An 18788-nucleotide genomic window follows, 5' to 3' on the forward strand; every position below is an offset into this window, starting at 1 on the left:
CCCCCCGGAGCGCCGGAAGGCTATTTCCGCCGGCTGGTACCTTCGACGTAGGTGGTGAACGCGTCCGGCTTCCCCGGAGGCGCGATGGCGAAGGCCACGGAGACCACCCCGTCCCCCCTGCTCCGGTAGGTCAGCCTGAAACCCGGCCCCGGTCCCGCCTCGCTCTGGAACGCCACCCCTTCGCCCTTGGCCAGCACCGCGGCGTCGTAGCGGATCACGTGGCCCTCGTTGTCCAGGTAGAAGGCCTTGAGCTTCCCGCCCTCGGCGTAGACGGTCATCAGGTCCTCATGGCGTGCGGCCGGGCGTCCGTTCCGGGCGGGATAGTCCGCGAAGCTCCGGCGCACCAGCGCCTTGCCGTCCAATTCGAACCGGAAGGAGAACGCGCCGGACGCCTTGCCGGGTTCGCCTGAACCCTCTCCCTCCCAGTCGCCGGCGAGAAACCGCACGGGCGCGAAGGGGTCCGGCGCCTGGGCAACCAGGGCCGCGCAGGCGAGCGAGAAAAGGGCAGTGCGGAGCATGGGACGTCCTTTCACCTGGCGGGCACACGCTTGAACACGGTCGTGGCGTAGACGGCGTAATCCTTGCCCGGCGGGGCGATCTCGAAGGTCTCCCGGAATTCGTCCGGCGAGACCAGGTCGTAGGCTTCCCGGGCCCGCCAGCGGCTGTCCAGGTTCTCGAAGGCTTCCGACACGAAGACCAGGCGCTTCGGGGAGCTCAGGTCCTCGTCGAAGGCGTACTGGTTGACGAAGCTCTCCTGGTGGAACTGGCGCACCACGAGGCGCTTCCTCTTCTTGTCGTAGCTGAACATGCTCCAGTGCTCATGCACCTCGCCCGGCTTGCCTGCGGCGGTGGGCAGGTAGGTGGAGACGTTGCGCTCGTGGAGGAACTTCGCCCCCATGACGAAACGGTAGGTCCTCTGGGCGGTGCCCGTGCCGGGTTCGCCCGAGGAGACCCCGGTCCACTCCCCCGACAGGAACCGCACCGGCGCCCAGGGATCCGGGGTGAGCGTCTGGGCCTGGGCGCACAGGGCGAAGGCGAAGGGAAGCAGGAATGCGCGCATGGGTTCCTCGGCGGGGAACCCGATTGTAGCTCATGCGGCCCGGCCGCGCCTGGGAGGTTCGCACTCGCCCAGCGCCCGCGTCCCGCCCGCGGGCAGTTCCTCCTCCAGCCGCACAATGAAGCCCCACAGCGCGGCCACGTGGCCCAGCACCTTGGCCCAGTCCGGCGCCAGGTCCCGGCGGTTGCGGCTGAAGTAGCGCAGGGTGAGGCTGCGGTCCCCCCGCAGGTCCACGTTCCACACCTGGATGTCGGGCTCGCGGCTGCCGAGGTTGTACTGTTCGGCCAGGGCCTGCCGCAGGTGGCGGAAGCCGGGGTCGTCGTGGATGGGTCCGATGGCGAGTCTGGCATCGGCGTCGTCGTCCCTCACGGTGAAGAAGCGGAAGTCCCGCATGACCTTCGGGGAGAGGTACTGGGCGATGAAACTCTCGTCCTTGAAGTTCTGCATGGCGAAATGGAAGGTCTCGAGCCAGTTCCGGCCGGCCACCCCGGGGAACCAGGCCCGGTCCTCCTCCGTGGGGCTCTCGCACATGCGGCGGATGTCCTTCCACAGGGCGAAGCCCAGGGCGTAGGGGTTGATGCCCGAGTACCAGTCGCTGTTGTAGGGGGGCTGGTGGAGGACGTTGGCATGGGACTGGAGGCACTCCAGCATGAAGCCCTCGCCCACCTGGCCCCGGTCGTAGAGGCTGTTGAGGAGGGTGTAGTGCCAGTAGGAGGCCCACCCCTCGTTCATCACCTGGGTCTGGCGCTGGGGATGGAAGTACTGGGCGATCTTGCGCACGATGCGCACGACCTCGCGCTCCCAGGGCTCCAAGAGGGGGGCGTTCTTCTCGATGAAGTAGAGGATGTTCTCCTCCGGTTCGGCGGGAAAGCGCGCCCGGGCGGGTTCCTCCTTCTCCTTCGGGGCCACCAGGGTGCGCCAGAGCTCGTTGAGCTGGGCCTGCTGGTAGTCCTGGCGCTCCTTCTGCCGCTGCTGCTCCTTGACGAGTGAGAGCTTCGGGGCGCGCTTGAAGCGGTCAACGCCCACGTTCATCAGCGCGTGGCACGCGTCCAGGAGCTGCTCCACCGCGTCCTGGCCGTGCTTCTCCTCGCACTCGGCGATGAAGCGCCGGGCGAATACCAGGTAGTCGATGATGGAATGGGCGCAGGTCCACTGCCGGAACAGGTGATTGCCCTTGAAGAAGGAGTTGTGGCCGTAGGCCGCGTGGGCGATGACCAGGGCCTGCATGGGCAGGCTGTTCTCCTCCATGAGGTAGGCGATGCAGGGGTCGGAGTTGATGACGATCTCGTAGGCCAGGCCCATCTGGCCGCGCTTGTAGCGGCTCTCCGTGGCGAGGAAGTGCTTGCCGAAGGACCAGTGGTGGTAGTAGACGGGCATGCCGATGGAGGCGTAGGCGTCCATCATCTGCTCGGTGGTGATGATCTCCAGCTGGTGGGGGTAGCACTCCAGGCCGAAGCCGGCCGCGGCCCGGCCGATGGCGGCGTCGTAGGCCTCGATGGCCTCGAAGGTCCAGTCCGATCCGGTGGGGAGCAGGCTCATGACACCCTCTTCTTGAAGAGTTCGTGGAAGACCGGGTAGATCTCGCCGGCCGAGGCCACCCGGCGCATGGCGAAGGTTCCGGGGTGGGCCTTCTGCACCTGGGCGTATTCCTCCCAGAGGTTCTGGGGCCGCCCCTCGGAGATCTCGAGGTAGGCGAAGTGCTGCACCTTTGGGATGATCCGGCTGCCCATGAGATCCAGGCAGATGAGGGAGTCCTCCTGCCAGTTGTCGCCGTCCGAGGCCTGGGCCCCGTAGATGTTCCACAGGCCGCTGGCGTAGCGCTCCTCGATGACCTTGTGCATCATGCGCAGGGCCGTGGACACCACGGTGCCGCCGGATTCCCGGGAGTGGAAGAACACGTCCTCGTCCACCTCCTCGGCCACGGTGTGGTGGCGGATGAAGACCACCTCGATGCGCTCGTAGTTGCGCTTGAGGAAGAGGTACAGCAGCGTGAAGAACCGCTTGGCCATGTTCTTCTTGGGCTCGTCCATGGAGCCGGAGACGTCCATCAGGCAGAACATCACCGCCTGGGTCGAGGGCTGGGTGACGAGGGTGCGGTTGTTGTAGCGCAGGTCGAAGGTGTCGATGAAGGGGACGCCGGCCATGCGCTGGCGGAGCCCGGCCAGCTCCAGGCGCATGTCCTCGTCGTCGCTTGTCTCCAGCAGCTCCTCCAGCTCGCGGATGCGGGAGCGGGCCGGGCCCGCCGCGGCGATGCGCCTGCCGGCGGCGCCGCGCATGGTGCGGATGAAGTTGATGTTGGCGGGAACCCCGGTCTGGGTGTAGCCGGCCCGGACCCACTTCCGGGTCTCCACCGCCGCCAGGTGGCGCTTGACGAGGTTGGGAAGGGCCAGCTCCTCGAAGAAGAGCTCCAGGAACTCCTCCCGGGTGAGGGTGAAGGTGAAGGCGTCCTGGCCCTCCCCGTCGGGGCTGGACTGGGAACCCCTGCCGCCGGCCCCGGAGGAAGGGCGGTCCACCCGGTCCCCGGTGGTGAAGGCGTCGTTGCCCGGGTGGACGCGCTCCTTGAGGCCGCCCCCGCCCAGGCCGAACTGCGGCTCCGTGAGGTCCCTGGCGGGGATGCCGATCCTCCGGCCCCCGTCCAGGTCGCGGATGCCGCCCTTGTCGATGACGTCCGATACGGCCTTGCGGATCTCCTGGCGGAACCGCCGGAGGAAGCGGCTGCGGTTCACCGAGCTCTTGTTCCGGCTGTCGGAGCGCCGGTCGACGATGCGGTTCATGAGGCCTTCCGGACTCGCAGGTACCAGTCGCACAGCAGGCGAACCTGCTTTTCCGTATAGCCCTTGCTGGTCATGCGATCCACGAAGTCCTGGTGCTTCTTCTGCTCGTCGGCGCTGCCCTTGGCGTTGAAGGAGATCACCGGCAGCAGCTCCTCGGAGCTGGAGAACATCTTCTTCTCGATGACGGCCCGCAGCTTCTCGTACGAGGTCCAGGAGGGGTTCCTGCCCTCGTTGCGGGCACGCGCGCGCAGCACGAAGTTCACCACCTCGTTGCGGAAGTCCTTGGGGTTGGCGATGCCCGCGGGCTTCTCGATCTTCTCCAGCTCCTCGTTGAGGGCGGAGCGGTCCAGCATCTCGCCGGTGTTGGGGTCCCGGAACTCCTGGTCCTGGATCCAGAAGTCGGCGTAGGTGATGTAGCGGTCGAAGATGTTCTGGCCGTATTCCGAGTAGCTCTCCAGGTAGGCGGTCTGGATCTCCTTGCCGATGAAGTCCGCGTAGCGGGGGGACAGGAACTCCTTGATGTAGCGCAGGTACTGCTCCTCCACCACCGCCGGGAACTGCTCCTGCTCGATCTGCTGCTCCAGCACGTACATGAGGTGGACCGGGTTGGCCGCCACCTCCCGGTGGTCGAAGTTGAAGACCTTGGAGAGGATCTTGAAGGCGAAGCGCGTCGAGAGGCCCGTCATGCCCTCGTCCACGCCGGCCATGTCCCGGTATTCCTGGTGGCTCTTGGCCTTGGGGTCGGTGTCCTTGAGGTTCTCCCCGTCGTAGACCCGCATCTTGGAATAGACGTTGGAGTGCTCGGGGTCCTTGATGCGGCTGAGCACCGAGAACTGGCCCAGCATGCGCAGGGTGTCCGGGGCGCAGGGCGCCGCGGACAGCGAGGAATTGTCCAGGAGCTTGCGGTAGATGTGGACCTCGTCGGTGACCCGCAGGCAGTAGGGCACCTTCACGATGTAGATGCGGTCCAGGAAGGCCTCGTTGTTGCGGTTGTTCCTGAAGGTCTGCCACTCGGCCTCGTTGGAGTGGGCCAGTATCAGCCCGTCGAAGGGGATGGCCCCGAAGCCCTCGGTGCCCTTGTAGTTGCCCTCCTGGGTGGCGGTGAGCAGCGGATGCAGGACCTTGATGGGCGCCTTGAACATCTCCACGAACTCCAGCATCCCCCGGTTGGCCAGGCACAGGCCGCCGGAGTAGGAATAGGCGTCCGGGTCGTTCTGGCTGCAGGTCTCCAGCTTGCGGATGTCGATCTTGCCCACCAGGGCGGAGATGTCCTGGTTGTTCTCGTCCCCGGGCTCGGTCTTGGCCACGGCCACCTGGCCGAGCTGGGAGGGGAAGCGCTTGACCACGCGGAAGCGGGTGATGTCGCCGCCATGCTCGTGGAGTCGCTTGACGGCCCAGGGACTCATGATGGACGTGAGGCAGCGCCGCGGGATGCCGAAGTCCTCCTCCAGGATCCGGCCGTCCTCCGCGGGGTTGAACAGGCCCAGGGGCGACTCGTTCACGGGCGAGCCCTTCACCGCGTAGAAGGGCACCTTCTCGATGAGGGCCTTGAGCTCCTCGGCCAGGGAGGACTTGCCGCCCCCCACGGGACCCAGGAGGTAGAGGATCTGCTTGCGCTCCTCCAGGCCCTGGGCCGCGTGTCGGAAGTAGGCCACGATGGATTCGATGACCTCCTCCATTCCATAGAAGTCCCGGAAGGCCGGGTAGACCCGGATGACCTTGTTGGCGAAGATCCGGGAATGGCGTTCCTGGAGCCGCGTGTCGACGATCTCCGGCTCGCCGATGGCCTTGAGCATGCGCTCGGCCACGTTGGCGTAGGCGGAGGGGTCGCGCCGGCAGAGCTCCAGGTACTCCTGCAAGGACATCTCCTCTTCCCTGGCGGATTCGTAGCGGTCCTGGAAGCGGTCGAAAATGGACATGGGGCCTCCTTCGGGGCGCACCTCCGGTACCCTGGCGAAAGGGGGCCATCCCTGCGGGTCCGGATGAATTAATAATATTCCAGTTTTCAGGATAACCCGCGGCCCCCAGCCGTCAAGCGGGTGTGGGGAAATTTATGAATAGATAATTACAATCTGCGGATATCCACCTTGTTGTCATAGAAGGTGCTGCCGCCTCCGCGGTCCGTGAGCCGCTGGGACGTGAGGGCGTTCACGGAGCGGGTCCCCGGCGCGAACTCCAGCCACCAGACCCCCTCGGCCACCAGCACCCCGGAAGGCACCGCGGCCGAGAGCTCCAGGGCGAAGGCCACCTCGCCCAGGGTGTTGAAGGCGGCCACGGCCTCGCCGTCCCGCAGGCCGCGGGCGGCGGCGTCCCCGGGATTCATCAGGATGCGCATCCCCTTGCGCCGGGCCCGGAGCTCGTCCCGTTCGCAGAAGGAGGAGTTCAGGCCGAACAGCGAAGGCGCCGTCATGAGGGAGAAGGGCGGCGCGTCGCCCTCCCCGTGGGGAGGCAGGAAGCGGGGCAGGGGGTGGGGTTCGCGGGGGTTGAGCAGTTCCACCTTGCCCGAGGGCGTGCGGAAGCGCGGCCCCGGGGGCGGCGTCACCTCCACCGCCCTCCCCGCGGCCAGCGCGGCTTCGTCGACGCCCTCCCGCCAGGGGCTGGGCAGCGCCAGCAGGTGGTCGATGAGGTCGTCGGCGCCCTGCCGGAAGAAGGGCTCGGGAAAGCCCATGGCCCCGGCCAGGAGCCCGAAGACCTCCCAGTTGCTGCGGCTCTCCCCCACGGGCGGCAGCGCGGGCCGGGCCCGCTGGATGCAGTAGCTGCCGTAGGCCTTGTACAGGTCGCTGTGCTCCAGGGAGGAGGTGGCGGGCAGGACGATGTCGGCGTAGCGCGCGGTGTCCGTGAGGAACCGCTCGTGCACCACGGTGAAGAGGTCCTCCCGGGCCAGCCCCGCCAGCACCGCGTTCTGGTCCGGCGCCACCACGGCCGGGTTGGAGTGGTAGACGTAGAGGGACATCACCCGGGGCCCGTCCAGCTCGAGCAGGGCGTGGCCCAGGCGGTTCATGTTCACGGTGCGGACGGGACCCTGCAGCAGGTCCTCCCGGGTCACCTCGGCCATGGCGAAGGCCCCGCCGGTGGAGGTGGAGCCGAAGCAGCCGCCCCCGGGGCGGCCGTAGGCGCCGACCAGGGCCGGAAGGCACGCGATGGTGCGCACGGTCATGGCCCCGTTGCCGTACCGGGAGAGGCCGCCGCCGATGACGATGCAGGGGTCCTGGGCCGCGCCGTAGGCGCGGGCCAGGGCCTCCACCTCGGCCGCGGGCACCCCTGTCAGGGCCTCCACCCGCTCCGGGGGGTAGTCCGGCAGGATGTCCCGGGCCAGTTCCGGGAAGCCCTGGGTGTGCTCTCCGAGAAAGGCCCGGTCCAGGAGCCCCTCCCGCACAAGCACGTGCATGAGTCCCAGGGCCAGGGCCCCGTCGCTGCCCGGGCGGACCAGACAGGTCATGTCCGCCTCCGCCGCCGTGGGCGTGCGGTAGGTCTCCACCAGCCACACCTTGCCTCCGCGCCGCCGCGCCTCGCGCACGTCCTTGAGCCCGTGGACGCTGGTGGCCACCGCGTTGATGCCCCAGAGGACCACCAGATCGCAGCCCCGCAGCGCAAAGGGATGGGGGCAGGGGGTCTGGCCCAGCACGGCCTCCAGGCCCGCGGCCTTGGCCGGCGTGCAGATGGTCCGGTCCAGGCGGCTCGCCCCCAGCCGGTGGAAGAAGGGGTGCCCGGCGTTGCGCTGGACCAGGCCCATGGTGCCCGCGTAGGAGTAGGGCAGGATGGCCTGGGCGCCGTGGGCGGCGATGATCCCCTTCCACGAGGCCGCGATGCGGTCGATGGCCTCGGGCCAGGAGACGGGCGCGAACTGGCCGCTTCCCTTGGGACCGGTGCGTAGCAAGGGAACGGTCAGGCGTCTTGGGCTGTGGACCGTGTCCTGGTAGCGGGTCATTTTCGGGCAGAGGCTGCCCCGGCTGTGGGGGTGCTCCGGGTCGCCCTTCACGGAAACCGCCAAGCCTCCCTCAACCTCCACAAGGAGCCCGCAGGCGTCAGGGCAATCGTAGGGACAAACCGACCTTCGCACGAGCATGGGGATCCCCGCAGGATGTGCCCCCGGGCCCCGGGGGGATGGATAGTATGGGGTTAAGGGGGAAGGGAGCGCATCCCCTCCCGTGTCTTCCGAACGAACGGTCCGCGGGGCCATGGACGGAGTCATCTGCATGCCCTTCGGGACGAAATCCCTGGCCCTGGTGGCCGCCCTGGCGGCTTCGGCCCTGTTGACCCTCGGCGGCGGGCTGGCCGCGGCCTTCCACCTGTGGCGGTGGACGCCCTTCCTGGTGCTCGGGCTCCTCCTCAACGGGGCGGTGGCGGCGTTCCTGTGGAAGGCCATGGGCCTCCTGGCCGCCCGGTGTGCCGAGCTGGCCAAGGAGCGTGACGCCAGCCGGGACCAGGCCGCCCTCCTGCGCTTCGCGCTGGACGGCGGGGAGGACGGCATCCGCATCGTGGACGGAGCCGGCTCCGAGCGGGAGCGCAATCCCTCCTACGCCCGGATCTGGGGCCTCGACGGGGCGGATGGCAACGAGGAGGACATCATCCTGGCCCAGCTCCGGGACCCCGACGGCTACCTGGCCCGCGAGGCGGAACGGGTCAGCCTGGACGTCCTGGACCTCTGGGACGGGCGCGTGCTGGAGCGCCGCTCGCGGCCCTACCGCACCCCCGGCGGCGAGGAGCTCCGGGTCTGGCAGTACCGGGACATCACGTCCCGCGCCAACGCCGACCGGTTCGTCCACCGGCTCTCCCAGGCCGTGGAGCAGAGCCCGGTCTCCATCATCATCACCGACACCGCCGGGAGCATCGAGTTCGTGAACACGGAGTTCACCGCGCTCACCGGCTTCGCCCTGGACGAGGTCCTGGGGAAGACGCCGCGGATCCTCAAGTCCGGCCTGACTGGCGCCCAGACCTACCAGGAGCTGTGGAGCGCCATCACCCGGGGCGAGGTGTGGGCGGGCGAGTTCCAGAACCGCAAGAAGGACGGCGAGCTCTTCTGGGAGCGGGCCACCATCTCCCCCATGCGGGACGCCGACGGGGTGATCACCCACTTCCTGGGCATGAAGCAGGACATCTCCCGGCAGAAGACCCTCGAGCAGCAGCTGCGCCATTCCCAGAAGCTGGAGGCCGTGGGGCTCCTGGCGGGGGGCGTGGCCCACGACTTCAACAACGTGCTGCAGGTGATCAACGGGTACGGCACCCTCATGCAGCTCGGGCAGGCCCCCGACGATCCCAACCGGGCCGCCCTCTCCGAGATCCTCAAGGCCGCTGAGCGGGCCGCGCAGCTCACCCACAGCCTGCTGGCCTTCAGCCGCAAGCAGGTGATGAACCCGAAGACCCTGGACCTCAACACCATCGTGGCCAACGTGGAGAAGCTCCTGCGCCGGATCATCGGCGCCGACGTGCGCCTGGAGGTCGCCAGGCACCCGGAGGCCCTCCCGGTCCACGTGGACCTGGGCCAGCTCGAGCAGGTGCTCCTGAACCTGGCCACCAACGCCCGGGACGCCATGCCCGCCGGCGGCACCCTGACCCTGGCCACCCGGCCCTTCCACCTGGACGAGGCCTTCCGCGCCGGCCGCGGCTTCGGCCGCGTGGGCGACTACGCGGAGCTGGAAGTGAGGGACTCCGGGGAGGGCATGGACGAGGACACCCTGAAGCGGATCTTCGACCCCTTCTTCACGACCCGGGAGCTGGGCCGCGGCACCGGCCTGGGGCTGGCCACGGTGTTCGGCATCGTCAAGCAGCACAAGGGGTACATCCTCGTGGAAAGCGGCGCGGGGAAGGGCTCGGCCTTCCGGGTCCTGGTGCCCCTGGCCCCCGCGGCCCCGGCGGAACGGGAGGATCCGGAGGCCGGCGAAACCGGCGTCCGCGGCACGGAGACGATCCTCGTCGTCGAGGACGAGCCCCCGGTGCGCGCCATGGCCGAGCTCGTGCTGAGGAAGTACGGCTACGAGGTCCTGCTGGCCTGCGATGGCCAGGAGGCGGTGGACGTCTTCCGTGCGAACCCCGACGCCGTGGATTTCATCCTCATGGACATCATCATGCCCCGCAAGAGCGGCCGCCAGGCCTTCGAGGAGATCCGCCGGGAGCGCCCCGGCGTGAAGGTCCTCTTCATCAGCGGCTACACCGCCGACTTCATCCAGGGCCGCGGCGAGCTCGAGCCGGGCATGGAGCTGATCATGAAGCCGGTGCAGCCCCTGGCCCTGCTGCGGAGGATCCGGGAGATCCTGGACCGGCCCCCATCGCCTCCAGCGTGCGCAGATCCGCGGGACCTCCCCGCTTCTCCAGCAGCGCCCGCACCGACTCCCGCTTCGCGGGGCTGAGCCGCTGGCCCACCTCGCACTTGGCCGAGCTCCGCTCCACGGCCAGCTCCAGGACGGCCACGGCGCCCACGCTGCCCGCGTACATCGGGTCCTCCGCGGTGATGGGGCGGTAGCCGCCCTCGGGCTGGAGTTTCCGCATGAGGGCGTCCAACACCGCGGCCTTGCGGGCGGGAGCCTCCACCTCCTTGAGGGTTCCGTGGAGGAGGACGGACGTGAAGTACTGGCTGGCGGGGCAGGCCCGCTCGGGATCGAAGGCGTAGGAGGGGATCTGGGAATACGCGTCCACCACCAGGAAGGTGGCCCTGCCCTGGTGGCGCAGGGCCTCCATCTTCTCGCCGGCGCGGGCGCCGTGGAAATAGACGTTGTCCCCCAGGCGCACGAAGTTCAGGGGCACCAGGAGAGGCGCGCCCTCGGCCGAAACCAGGCCCAGCACGCCCCACTCCGCCGCGTCCAGCACCTGGGCGACGGCTTCCGGATCCTTGAGTTCCTTCTCCTGACGGCGCAAGCGGGCACCTCCCTTCCTGCGAGAATAATTGAATTTCCACGGACCCAGATCACGGCACCTTTTCTCTGAATGGTTCATATAACCGTTTGGAGCGCGACGCCGCACCGGCGCCGCCCCTCCAACACCGGAGATCCCCATGATCAGCACCGCCACCCAGACCGCGTTGAACGCCCAGATCAACGCCGAGCAGTATACCTCGCAACTCTACCTCGCCATGAGCGCCCATCTCTCCGAGAAGAGCTTCAAGGGCTTCGCGCACTGGCTCCGGGTCCAGTCGGCCGAAGAGGCCACGCACGCGCTGAAGCTGGTGGATTTCATCCTGGACCGGTACGGCCGCCTGGAGCTGCGCACCATCAACCCGCCACCCACCGGCTTCAACGGTCCCACCTCCATCTTCGATATGGTGCTCGCCCACGAGAAGGACAACACCGCAAGCATCAGCAAGTGCTACGAGCTGGCCAAGGCCGAGGGCGACCACGCCACCGAGATCGCCCTGCAGTGGTTCGTCACCGAGCAGGTCAAGGAGGAGCTGGCCGTCAGCGAGCTGGTGGACCAGCTCCGCGCCATCGGGGAGCAGGGCGGGGCCATCTGGTACCTGGACCACAACCTCGCCAAGCGGTAGGAATCCTGGGGCCCGGGCGCGTGCCCGGGCCCCGGATCTGGTACAAAGGAACCACGTCCCCGCGAGGTTCCGATGTTCCGCCACGAATCCTTTGACAGGAGCCTTTTCAACGCCGCCCCGGCCCGGCCCCTGGCCCTGGATCCCGGCTTCCGGCCCCTGGCCCTGGGGGTTCGCGCCTACCGGAGGGCCCTGGCGGCCCACGGCTCCCGGGAAAGGGTGGTGCTGGGCCTGGAGCAGAACGCGGGCTGGGCGGCGCGGCTGGAACTGGACGTCTTCCCCGGGGGCGCGGACGAGGACAGCCTGCGTTACGTGTCCTGGATGCTCAATGGCCTCCTGTGGGCCTGCGGGGGCTCCCGGGCGGCCGTGTCCGGGCCCCGGGCGCTGTGCGAGGCCATCGCGGAGGAATACGGGCCCCGGGGCCCCTGGGCCTTCGAGCGCGAGATCATGGGGCTGGCCTACAGCCGGCCCTTCACCGTGGAGGTGATGGACGAGGTGCCCGCCCCCACCCCCCGGCCCCTGGCGCTGGGCGGAAACCTGGAGGGCTGCCGCATCGGCTTCGACCTGGGCGCCAGCGACTACAAGGTGGCCGCGGTGCGGGACGGCGAGGTGGTCTTCAGCGCCGAGCTCCCCTGGAACCCCAAGGCCGAGGCCGACCCCGCCTACCACTACGCCCGCATCAACGAGGGCTTCCGCCTCGCCGCGAGCCACCTGCCGCGCCTGGACGCCATCGGGGGCTCCAGCGCGGGGATCCTGGTGGACAACCAGGTGAAGGTGGCCTCCCTCTTCCGCGCCGTGCCCCCGGGCCCCTTCGAGGCCCAGGTGCGGCCCCTCTTCCTGCGCCTGCGCGAGGAATGGGGCGTGCCCCTGGAGGTCATCAACGACGGCGACGTCACGGCCCTGGCCGGGGGGCTGTCCCTGGAGCGCAACGGCATCCTGGGCATCGCCCTGGGCTCCAGCGAGGCCGTGGGCTTCCTGGACAGGGCCGGCAGGATCACCGGCTGGCTCAACGAGCTGGCCTTCGGCTGCGTCGACGCCAATCCCAGGGCCGGCACCGACGACTGGTCCGGCGAACCCGGGGTGGGCGCGGCCTACTTCTCCCAGCAGGCCCTGGACCGCCTCGCGGGCCCCGCGGGCTTCGCGTTCCCGCCGGGGATGGCCCTGCCCGAGCGGCTCCGGGACGTGCAGGAGCGCCTGGCCCGGGGCGATTCCGCGGCCCGGGAGTTCTTCCTGACCATCGGCGCCTACCTGGGCTACACGCTGCCCTGGTACGCGGAGTTCTACGACCTGGAGCACGCCATGATCCTGGGCCGCGTCACCTCCGGCGAGGGCGGGGAGCTGATCCTGGCCCGGGCGCGGGAGGTGCTGGAGGCCGAGTTCCCGGACTTCGCCGCCCGGGTCCAGGTTTTCCTTCCCGACGAGAAGAGCCGGCGCGTGGGCCAGGCCGTGGCCGCCGCAAGCCTTCCCGCCCTTTCCTGAGGTACCCATGGAAGTCATCATCGCCCCCGACCGCCAGAAGGCCGCGCTCCTCGTGGCCCGCATCGTCGCCAAGGAACTCCGGGCCGACCCCCGCCTCGTCCTGGGCCTGGCCACGGGCCGCACCATGGAGCGGGCCTACGCCTGCCTCGTGGACCTCCACCGCAAGGAAGGCCTGGACTTCTCCGCCTGCTCCACCTTCAACCTCGACGAGTACATCGGCATCCCCGCCGACCACCCCTGCTCCTACCGCCGCTACATGGACGAGCACCTCTTCAACCAGGTGAACATCGCCCCGGACCGCACCCACCTCCCCGACGGCATGGCCCCCGACCTGGGCGCCGAGTGCCGGAACTACGAGGCGCGGATCAAGGCCGCCGGCGGCATCGCCCTCCAGCTCCTGGGCATCGGCAGCGACGGCCACATCGGCTTCAACGAGCCCCTCTCCGCCCTCCTCAGCCGCACCCGCGAGAAGGCCCTCACCCCCTCCACCCTGGAGCAGAACGCCCCCATGTTCGGCGGCGACCCCGCCGCCGTCCCCCGCCGCGCCATCACCATGGGCGTGGGCACCATCCTGGACTCCCGCCGCTGCCTGATGCTGGTGACGGGCGAATCCAAGGCCGCCATCCTCGCCCAGGCCGTGGAGGGTCCCATCACGTCCATGGTCACCGCATCCGCCCTGCAGCTCCACCCCCGCTGCCAGGTGGTGGTGGACGAGGAGGCCGCCGCCGAGCTCAAGGGCATCGAATACTACCGCTGGATCTTCGAGAACGAGCCCGAGTGGGCGGAGTTCCGGGACGTGTAGCCCCAGGGTCGCCCGGGGGCGGGAATCAGGCTACAATGGCCATCGGCTGTGAAAAGGTCCCGTAGCTCAGGGGATAGAGCGACCGCCTCCTAAGCGGTAGGTCGGCAGTTCAATTCTGCCCGGGACCACCAGCCTGAAACGTGCAAAGCCTCATGGACATTGGGTTCCGTGAGGTGACGCCTGATTCCAAATACCAAAGGAACACCCGCAAGTGAGCCTCTGTTTTACTGCGTTTCGGGGCAAGGTGTCACCAAAACGCCACAAGAATTTTGCTCTGAAAGCCAACGTTGACGAGGGTTTTCACGTTTTGAGCCCGTTGAAACCCCCTTTCGGAGATTGAACACTGCGCCCGCCGACGCGGGCCGCAGCCCGGTAATGCATCTCCCCTTGGCTGCATCGTGCTTGGACCAAGCGAACTTGACCGTAAATGAAGGTAGAAACCAATGGTGATAAGGGTTTCCGACCATTCTTAGCCCTCCCTGGACAGACTCCTGGTCCCCTCATCCCCGACAAGATCGTAGGCTTTCCATTAAGTCCTGCGATATCAACATGGACCCCCGTAGAACCTGGTAGGAACCACCGTAGAACCAAGTATGAGCCACCGTAGGAGAAGGTAGAAGTCACCGTAGACGAAGGTAGAAATCGATGCCAGGCAGCCCCAGGACTCAAACCTGCATTACGAGAGCCCAGAACGCATCCATGTCGCCAGGGACGTATTCGCCAAGCCTTCGAAGGACACTGAACCACCCTGGATCATGCGAGATCGATTCTCCCTCCTGGTTGAAGAAGGCAAGAGCGCTGTCGTCGTAACCCTTCACCAGGAAGCCTCGTTCGCCATTCAGGTAGGCGATCAACGAGAGCGCATTGTTACCGGGAGTGTCAGGCTCTATGCTTCGGCAAACCCGCTTCCGGCACCTTCTCGTTCTCTCGATAGCTCGCTGAGGATCGTTACTCGCAATCTTTGAAACCATGGGTTCCTCCTGCCCCAGCCTGATTGCCGAGGTCTTCTTCTACTTACCACCCGTGGAATAAATTCAATCTTGAACCTAGCCGCTCCGCGGCAGGGGTGACCAGCGCCCGTCCAGCCCGGTCGGCCAGAAGCACTTGCGGAACCTGCTGAAAGCAGGCTCCTTGGTTATGGCGGTGTGACAGCACCGTCCCCATAACCAAGGAGGAACTGCATGCGTGCAGATAGTCTATCTCTGTCCCGATTTTCCGGCGATCTCCGAATGGCGGGTCGGGCGGAAAGAACCGTCGAGAACTACGTCGGGTCCGTCCGGCGCTTCGAGGACTTCCTCGGCCACGAATTGGCTGATGCCAGCCAGGAGACTGTCCGCCGCTGGGTGGATCACCTCCGGAGCCAGGCGGTCGGAGCTTCCCGGCTTGGGCAGCACTACGCGGCCCTGAAGTTCCTCTATGCCCGGACGCTGGGCCAGGCCGACAAGGTGGCCTGGATCTCCAGCCCGAAGCCCAAGGCGCACCTGCCGTCGATCCTGGGCCGACCGGAGATCCAGCGGCTCCTGGACGGGTTCACGACCGCCAAATACCGTATGTTCTTCACCCTGATCTATGCCACCGGCCTGCGGATCAATGAGGCCAGGCTCCTGGAGACCCGGGACATCGATGCCATGCAGAGGGTGATCCACGTCCGCCATGGCAAGGGTGGCAAGGAGCGGATGGTGCCCATGGACGGCAAGCTCTACGGGCTGCTGCGGGCCTACTACAAGCATGAGCAGCCGCCGAGGCCTTGGCTGTTCGCCTCCAAGTCGGGAAACCCCATCTGTCCGGAGACGGCGCGCCGGGCCCTGCTGTGCGCGGCGGCCGCCTCCGGCATCGGCAAGATCGTGGGCCCGCACATGCTCCGCCATGCCTTCGCCACCCACCTGCTGGAGGGCGGCACCGACCTGAGAACGATCCAGGTGGTCCTCGGCCACGGCAGCATCCGGTCCACCCAGATCTATACCCAGGTCTCCCCCAGCCAGATCGCCGCCATCCGCAGCCCCCTGGAGGACCTGCCGGATTGATCGGTGGGCCCCCGGCCCCGCTTCGATATCGGCGAGATCGTCCGCAAGCACCGCCCCGCCCTGGAAGCGAGGCATCGCCTCACTTCGGGGCAGAAGAAGGTGCTGACCGCAATCGGCCGCTGCCGCACCGCCGCCCTCGGCGGCCACAAGCTGGTCTGCGAACACGGCGACTACGAGCGGATCGCCTACAACTCCTGCCGGGATCGGCACTGCCCCAAGTGTCAGGCCCTGGCCCAGGAGAAGTGGATCGCCGCGCGCAGCAAGCGGATCCTCGCCATCGGCCACTTCCACGTGGTGTTCACCCTGCCGGCGGAATTGCGGGCCCTGGCCCGGATCCACCCGGCCGTGGTCTACCAGGCCATGCTGCGCGCCGTGGCCGACACCCTCCTGGATCTGGGCCGGACCCGCAAGGGCCTCACCTTCGGCCTGACCCTGATCCTGCACACCTGGACCCGGGAGTTGACCTTCCACCCCCACGTCCACGTCCTGGTCAGCGCCGGCGGTCTCGCCCTGGACGGCGGCGGGTTCATCCAGCTCAAGCATCGCTACCTGTTTCCGGGGGCCATGCTGGGTGACGTGTTCCGCGGCAAGTTGTTGGCCGCGTTGGGGTCCCACCGGGATGGCGGCGGCTTCCCGGAATGGGAGGGGGCCGCTTATGCCCGGCTGGTGGCGTCGGTGGGGGACAAGGACTGGGTCGCCCACGTCAAGAAGCCGTTCCGCAAGTCCAGCCACGTGCTCCAGTATCTCGGGCGCTACACCCACCGGGTGGGCATCGCCAACTCCCGCCTGGTTGAGGTCACCGATGACCAGGTGACCTTCCGCACCAAGTTCGGGCGCACGCTGACCCTGGAGCCGGTGGATTTCCTCGCCCGCCTCGTCCAGCACGTGCTTCCGCCAGGCTTCCGCAAGATCCGCCACGCAGGCCTCTATGCCTCCGCCCAGCCGGGAGGCCTACTGGAGCAGGCACGGCAGGCCCTGGGCGATGCCAAGGTCACGCCAACGGCCTCACCGGTTTCGTGGCTGGAGCAGGAGATGAAGGTCTGCCCAGTCTGCGGGGGCATGCTCCACCGGACCCTCCTGAAACCGACCACCTCCCGGGCGCCACCTGACGCCGAGCCCCCATGCTGACCTTCCCCACAACGCCCATGCAGTTCCTCGCCCGCTCCCGCCACCAAGCCGGGTCGGGAGAGGTCTGTGCCCGAGCCGGGAAGAAACGGCTCCCGCCCATGGTGAGCAGAAGATCAGGTGCCCTGGGGTTGCAACCCCAGCCATCCAGAACGACCTCCAGCGTCCGATTCCACCCGATTTGCCCATAGCAGCCCGGTCGCGCCGGCCCCTGCCGCTCCGGGCAAGTTCAAGTCCGTAAATCGGGTTGCGCACGATCGCGCCGACCCACGCCGGCGCTCTGGTTCCGCGAACCCGATTTACTAACTATTTGCGACCCCTTGCAGCAATTCTGGTCGACACCTTTCGCCACCTTACGGAGGAAGGAAGAGTAAGGCTTGAAGGATGCCGGGTCCGCGACATCCCAATCCACGAATTCTCCCGTCGGCTTCAGGACGGCAAATCGATCAAGTAGATTCGACTCGGTCGGAACTCTAAAGCAAGAGCCGTCATATCAGACAGTGAACAGGGAATAGCCAATCGACTCCTCCTCCAAATCCGCAAATTGGCATATGGATAGCCTTCGCATTCCAAAGAGCAGGATCTGGTAGTTCTTGCCTGGAGATGCTTGGAAGCTGACCGAATGGTTTTTCACATCCGGTCACCGATCACAGCGCTAACCCTTAAGCCCAACTACTTGTTGGATAGCGAATTCTCCGGAAGATCCCAGCGATATTTTGAATAAGGATAGAAGAGAAATATTGATGAGAGTATCATGTTATCTCCTCGCCCCTTCACTGTTTACGATTTAATGAGAGGAGATAAGAGTATGGGCTCTCTCTTATTGTTTGATTTCGCTGATTTATCATCATCACGGCAGACATGGTCAAGGAAATACCTGCGCCTGCGAAAATAGCCATTGGACTTGGAAGGCCCGCAAGAATAGCAACGGAAGTTGATGGAATAGAAAATGATGATACCTTCAGGAATGTGCTTAACGTGTTATCCCAATGTTGAGCTTTAAGTGATCGTTTGAGGCTATTCATCGCTGGTATTACATTGGACTCATATTGATCCGAAATCCATTGGCGCAATGCTTCTACGGAAATTTCTTCCGGCAGATCTCCGGTTAGGCGCGTGACTTCTCGGCGAAACAGAGCCAATTCCTCCCTGTGATCCTCCTTGAATCGTAAAACCTCATTGACAGACAAATGTTCCGGCAAAGTAATGCCTTGAACAATTAGGTCGAAAAGTAAACCAGGGGCAACCGCCGGAGGTAAGGAACGACGAGGACCAAGTGCTTCCGGCATTCGATTCATATGTCTGCGATGTAACCTGCCGTCCCCGAAAGAACCAAGCGGTTTACCTTTTTTAACTGCAATCGCAAGTTGATCAGCATTGCTAGATTCAGTTACGAGCCCTAATCCAAGTCGTTCTGCCATTTTGGTGGCAAGTAAAGTCATGTAAAAGTTGGCAAACCCCGAAGAAACCGGAAGCATGCCGTCCTTGTTTAGCGCTCGACCGAGGTGCTCCTGAATAATGTATGGCACCTTTTCAGGATTGATGTTTGCTAGTTCCATAACTTCATAGGACAACTTGTCGGGGTGGATTCGACGTTTGGAGTGATTTTCGATGTCGCCAAGGACGCCCGCTGACACTGGGTCCGTGAGAAAATCCAGTGCCAGGTCAGTAAGAGATTCAATCTCTTCCATGTCCTGTGAAACCGGGATTGGGATAAGAACCCCTGCCTTCCTCAGTTCCCGCGCAAAGTTGTTTGAGTATGGATCAGGATAAGAACCTGGAACAATTGTGCGGATTGAGTCCCAAAACAATACTGCACTTCGAAGCCAATGCTCGTCCCTTACTTCGATGTAGGGGTAGTAGAGTGCTGAGGATTTTGTTATTGGCATTTTATTCTCCGCATAGTGTGCAGGAAGAATGAAGTCAGTGAACACCAAGTCTAAGCTCATATTGATCTTGATTGTGCTCGTTCTCATAGCGCCACGAGCCCACGGTAATCCCAAAGTGCCCCTTAACCCAATCATCCTCCCGACCTTGTGACGGTCACACGTCCAAG

At 66.0% G+C, this 18788-nt stretch carries 13 protein-coding genes, 1 tRNA gene and 1 pseudogene; 7 read left to right on the plus strand and 8 right to left on the minus strand.

Annotated features, from left to right (window positions below):
• Positions 1 to 20: 20 nt before the first annotated feature.
• From ACZ5MC_RS04695 to ACZ5MC_RS04720, 6 genes are all read right to left on the minus strand, one after another.
• Complete coding sequence (locus ACZ5MC_RS04695) at positions 21 to 518, minus strand: hypothetical protein (protein WP_306599163.1); 498 nt, start codon at positions 516 to 518, stop codon at positions 21 to 23.
• 11 nt (positions 519 to 529) lie between these two features.
• Positions 530 to 1060 (minus strand): hypothetical protein, encoded by a 531-nt coding sequence (locus ACZ5MC_RS04700; RefSeq protein ID WP_306599164.1) that lies wholly within the window; start codon positions 1058 to 1060, stop codon positions 530 to 532.
• A 30-nt stretch (positions 1061 to 1090) separates the two neighbouring features.
• A complete protein-coding gene (locus ACZ5MC_RS04705; protein ID WP_306599165.1) occupies positions 1091 to 2596 on the minus strand; it encodes a SpoVR family protein in 1506 nt (501 codons plus the stop codon).
• The gene (locus ACZ5MC_RS04710; protein ID WP_306599166.1) at positions 2593 to 3831 is read right to left on the minus strand and encodes a YeaH/YhbH family protein; all 1239 of its coding nucleotides are present in this window, start codon (positions 3829 to 3831) and stop codon (positions 2593 to 2595) included. Before ACZ5MC_RS04710 ends, ACZ5MC_RS04705 begins: the two co-directional genes overlap by 4 nt.
• The gene (locus ACZ5MC_RS04715; protein WP_306599167.1) at positions 3828 to 5750 is read right to left on the minus strand and encodes a PrkA family serine protein kinase; all 1923 of its coding nucleotides are present in this window, start codon (positions 5748 to 5750) and stop codon (positions 3828 to 3830) included. Before ACZ5MC_RS04715 ends, ACZ5MC_RS04710 begins: the two co-directional genes overlap by 4 nt.
• A 146-nt stretch (positions 5751 to 5896) precedes the next feature.
• Positions 5897 to 7903, minus strand: a complete 2007-nt coding sequence (locus ACZ5MC_RS04720; RefSeq protein WP_373432583.1) for a molybdopterin oxidoreductase family protein — start codon at positions 7901 to 7903, stop codon at positions 5897 to 5899.
• Positions 7904 to 7979: 76 nt separating this feature from the next.
• Here ACZ5MC_RS04720 and ACZ5MC_RS04725 point away from each other — a divergent pair, with 76 nt between their 5' ends.
• Positions 7980 to 10178 (plus strand): PAS domain S-box protein, encoded by a 2199-nt coding sequence (locus tag ACZ5MC_RS04725; protein ID WP_306599169.1) that lies wholly within the window; start codon positions 7980 to 7982, stop codon positions 10176 to 10178.
• Positions 10179 to 10209: 31 nt separating this feature from the next.
• Here the strand turns inward: ACZ5MC_RS04725 and ACZ5MC_RS04730 are convergent.
• Positions 10210 to 10821 (minus strand): annotated as a pseudogene (locus tag ACZ5MC_RS04730) (pyridoxamine 5'-phosphate oxidase family protein); the annotation flags it as partial.
• Here ACZ5MC_RS04730 and ACZ5MC_RS04735 point away from each other — a divergent pair.
• The 6 genes from ACZ5MC_RS04735 (at position 10820) to ACZ5MC_RS04760 (ending at position 16735) form a co-directional block, all read left to right on the plus strand.
• Positions 10820 to 11305: a ferritin gene (locus ACZ5MC_RS04735; protein WP_464517147.1), complete on the plus strand. Its 486-nt coding sequence runs from the start codon at positions 10820 to 10822 to the stop codon at positions 11303 to 11305. The pseudogene ACZ5MC_RS04730 and the gene ACZ5MC_RS04735 overlap by 2 nt on opposite strands.
• Before the next feature lie 72 nt (positions 11306 to 11377).
• The gene (locus tag ACZ5MC_RS04740; RefSeq protein ID WP_464517148.1) at positions 11378 to 12781 is read left to right on the plus strand and encodes an ROK family protein; all 1404 of its coding nucleotides are present in this window, start codon (positions 11378 to 11380) and stop codon (positions 12779 to 12781) included.
• Positions 12782 to 12788: 7 nt separating this feature from the next.
• The gene (nagB, locus tag ACZ5MC_RS04745; RefSeq protein WP_306599172.1) at positions 12789 to 13583 is read left to right on the plus strand and encodes a glucosamine-6-phosphate deaminase; all 795 of its coding nucleotides are present in this window, start codon (positions 12789 to 12791) and stop codon (positions 13581 to 13583) included.
• A 55-nt stretch (positions 13584 to 13638) separates the two neighbouring features.
• Positions 13639 to 13714, plus strand: a tRNA-Arg gene (locus tag ACZ5MC_RS04750).
• A 1050-nt stretch (positions 13715 to 14764) separates the two neighbouring features.
• Positions 14765 to 15607, plus strand: coding sequence for a tyrosine-type recombinase/integrase (locus ACZ5MC_RS04755; RefSeq protein ID WP_464516571.1), 843 nt, complete (start codon positions 14765 to 14767; stop codon positions 15605 to 15607).
• A 3-nt stretch (positions 15608 to 15610) separates the two neighbouring features.
• Positions 15611 to 16735 carry an IS91 family transposase gene (locus ACZ5MC_RS04760; protein ID WP_464516570.1) on the plus strand — a complete coding sequence of 375 codons (1125 nt, stop codon included), beginning with the start codon at positions 15611 to 15613 and terminating at the stop codon, positions 16733 to 16735.
• 770 nt (positions 16736 to 17505) lie between these two features.
• Here ACZ5MC_RS04760 and ACZ5MC_RS04765 read toward each other — a convergent pair.
• Complete coding sequence (locus ACZ5MC_RS04765; RefSeq protein ID WP_464517773.1) at positions 17506 to 18666, minus strand: hypothetical protein; 1161 nt, start codon at positions 18664 to 18666, stop codon at positions 17506 to 17508.
• Positions 18667 to 18788: the final 122 nt, after the last annotated feature.

This window comes from Mesoterricola sp. JemC181 (genome assembly GCF_055384585.1).

Coding starts and splice junctions, on each gene's coding strand:
- nagB (WP_306599172.1), top strand. CDS start 12,789: ATGGAAGTCATCATCGCCCCCGACCGCCAGAAGGCCGCGCTCCTCGTG.
- ACZ5MC_RS04740 (WP_464517148.1), top strand. CDS start 11,378: ATGTTCCGCCACGAATCCTTTGACAGGAGCCTTTTCAACGCCGCCCCG.
- ACZ5MC_RS04710 (WP_306599166.1), bottom strand. CDS start 3,831: ATGAACCGCATCGTCGACCGGCGCTCCGACAGCCGGAACAAGAGCTCG.
- ACZ5MC_RS04755 (WP_464516571.1), top strand. CDS start 14,765: ATGCGTGCAGATAGTCTATCTCTGTCCCGATTTTCCGGCGATCTCCGA.
- ACZ5MC_RS04700 (WP_306599164.1), bottom strand. CDS start 1,060: ATGCGCGCATTCCTGCTTCCCTTCGCCTTCGCCCTGTGCGCCCAGGCC.
- ACZ5MC_RS04735 (WP_464517147.1), top strand. CDS start 10,820: ATGATCAGCACCGCCACCCAGACCGCGTTGAACGCCCAGATCAACGCC.
- ACZ5MC_RS04715 (WP_306599167.1), bottom strand. CDS start 5,750: ATGTCCATTTTCGACCGCTTCCAGGACCGCTACGAATCCGCCAGGGAA.
- ACZ5MC_RS04705 (WP_306599165.1), bottom strand. CDS start 2,596: ATGAGCCTGCTCCCCACCGGATCGGACTGGACCTTCGAGGCCATCGAG.
- ACZ5MC_RS04695 (WP_306599163.1), bottom strand. CDS start 518: ATGCTCCGCACTGCCCTTTTCTCGCTCGCCTGCGCGGCCCTGGTTGCC.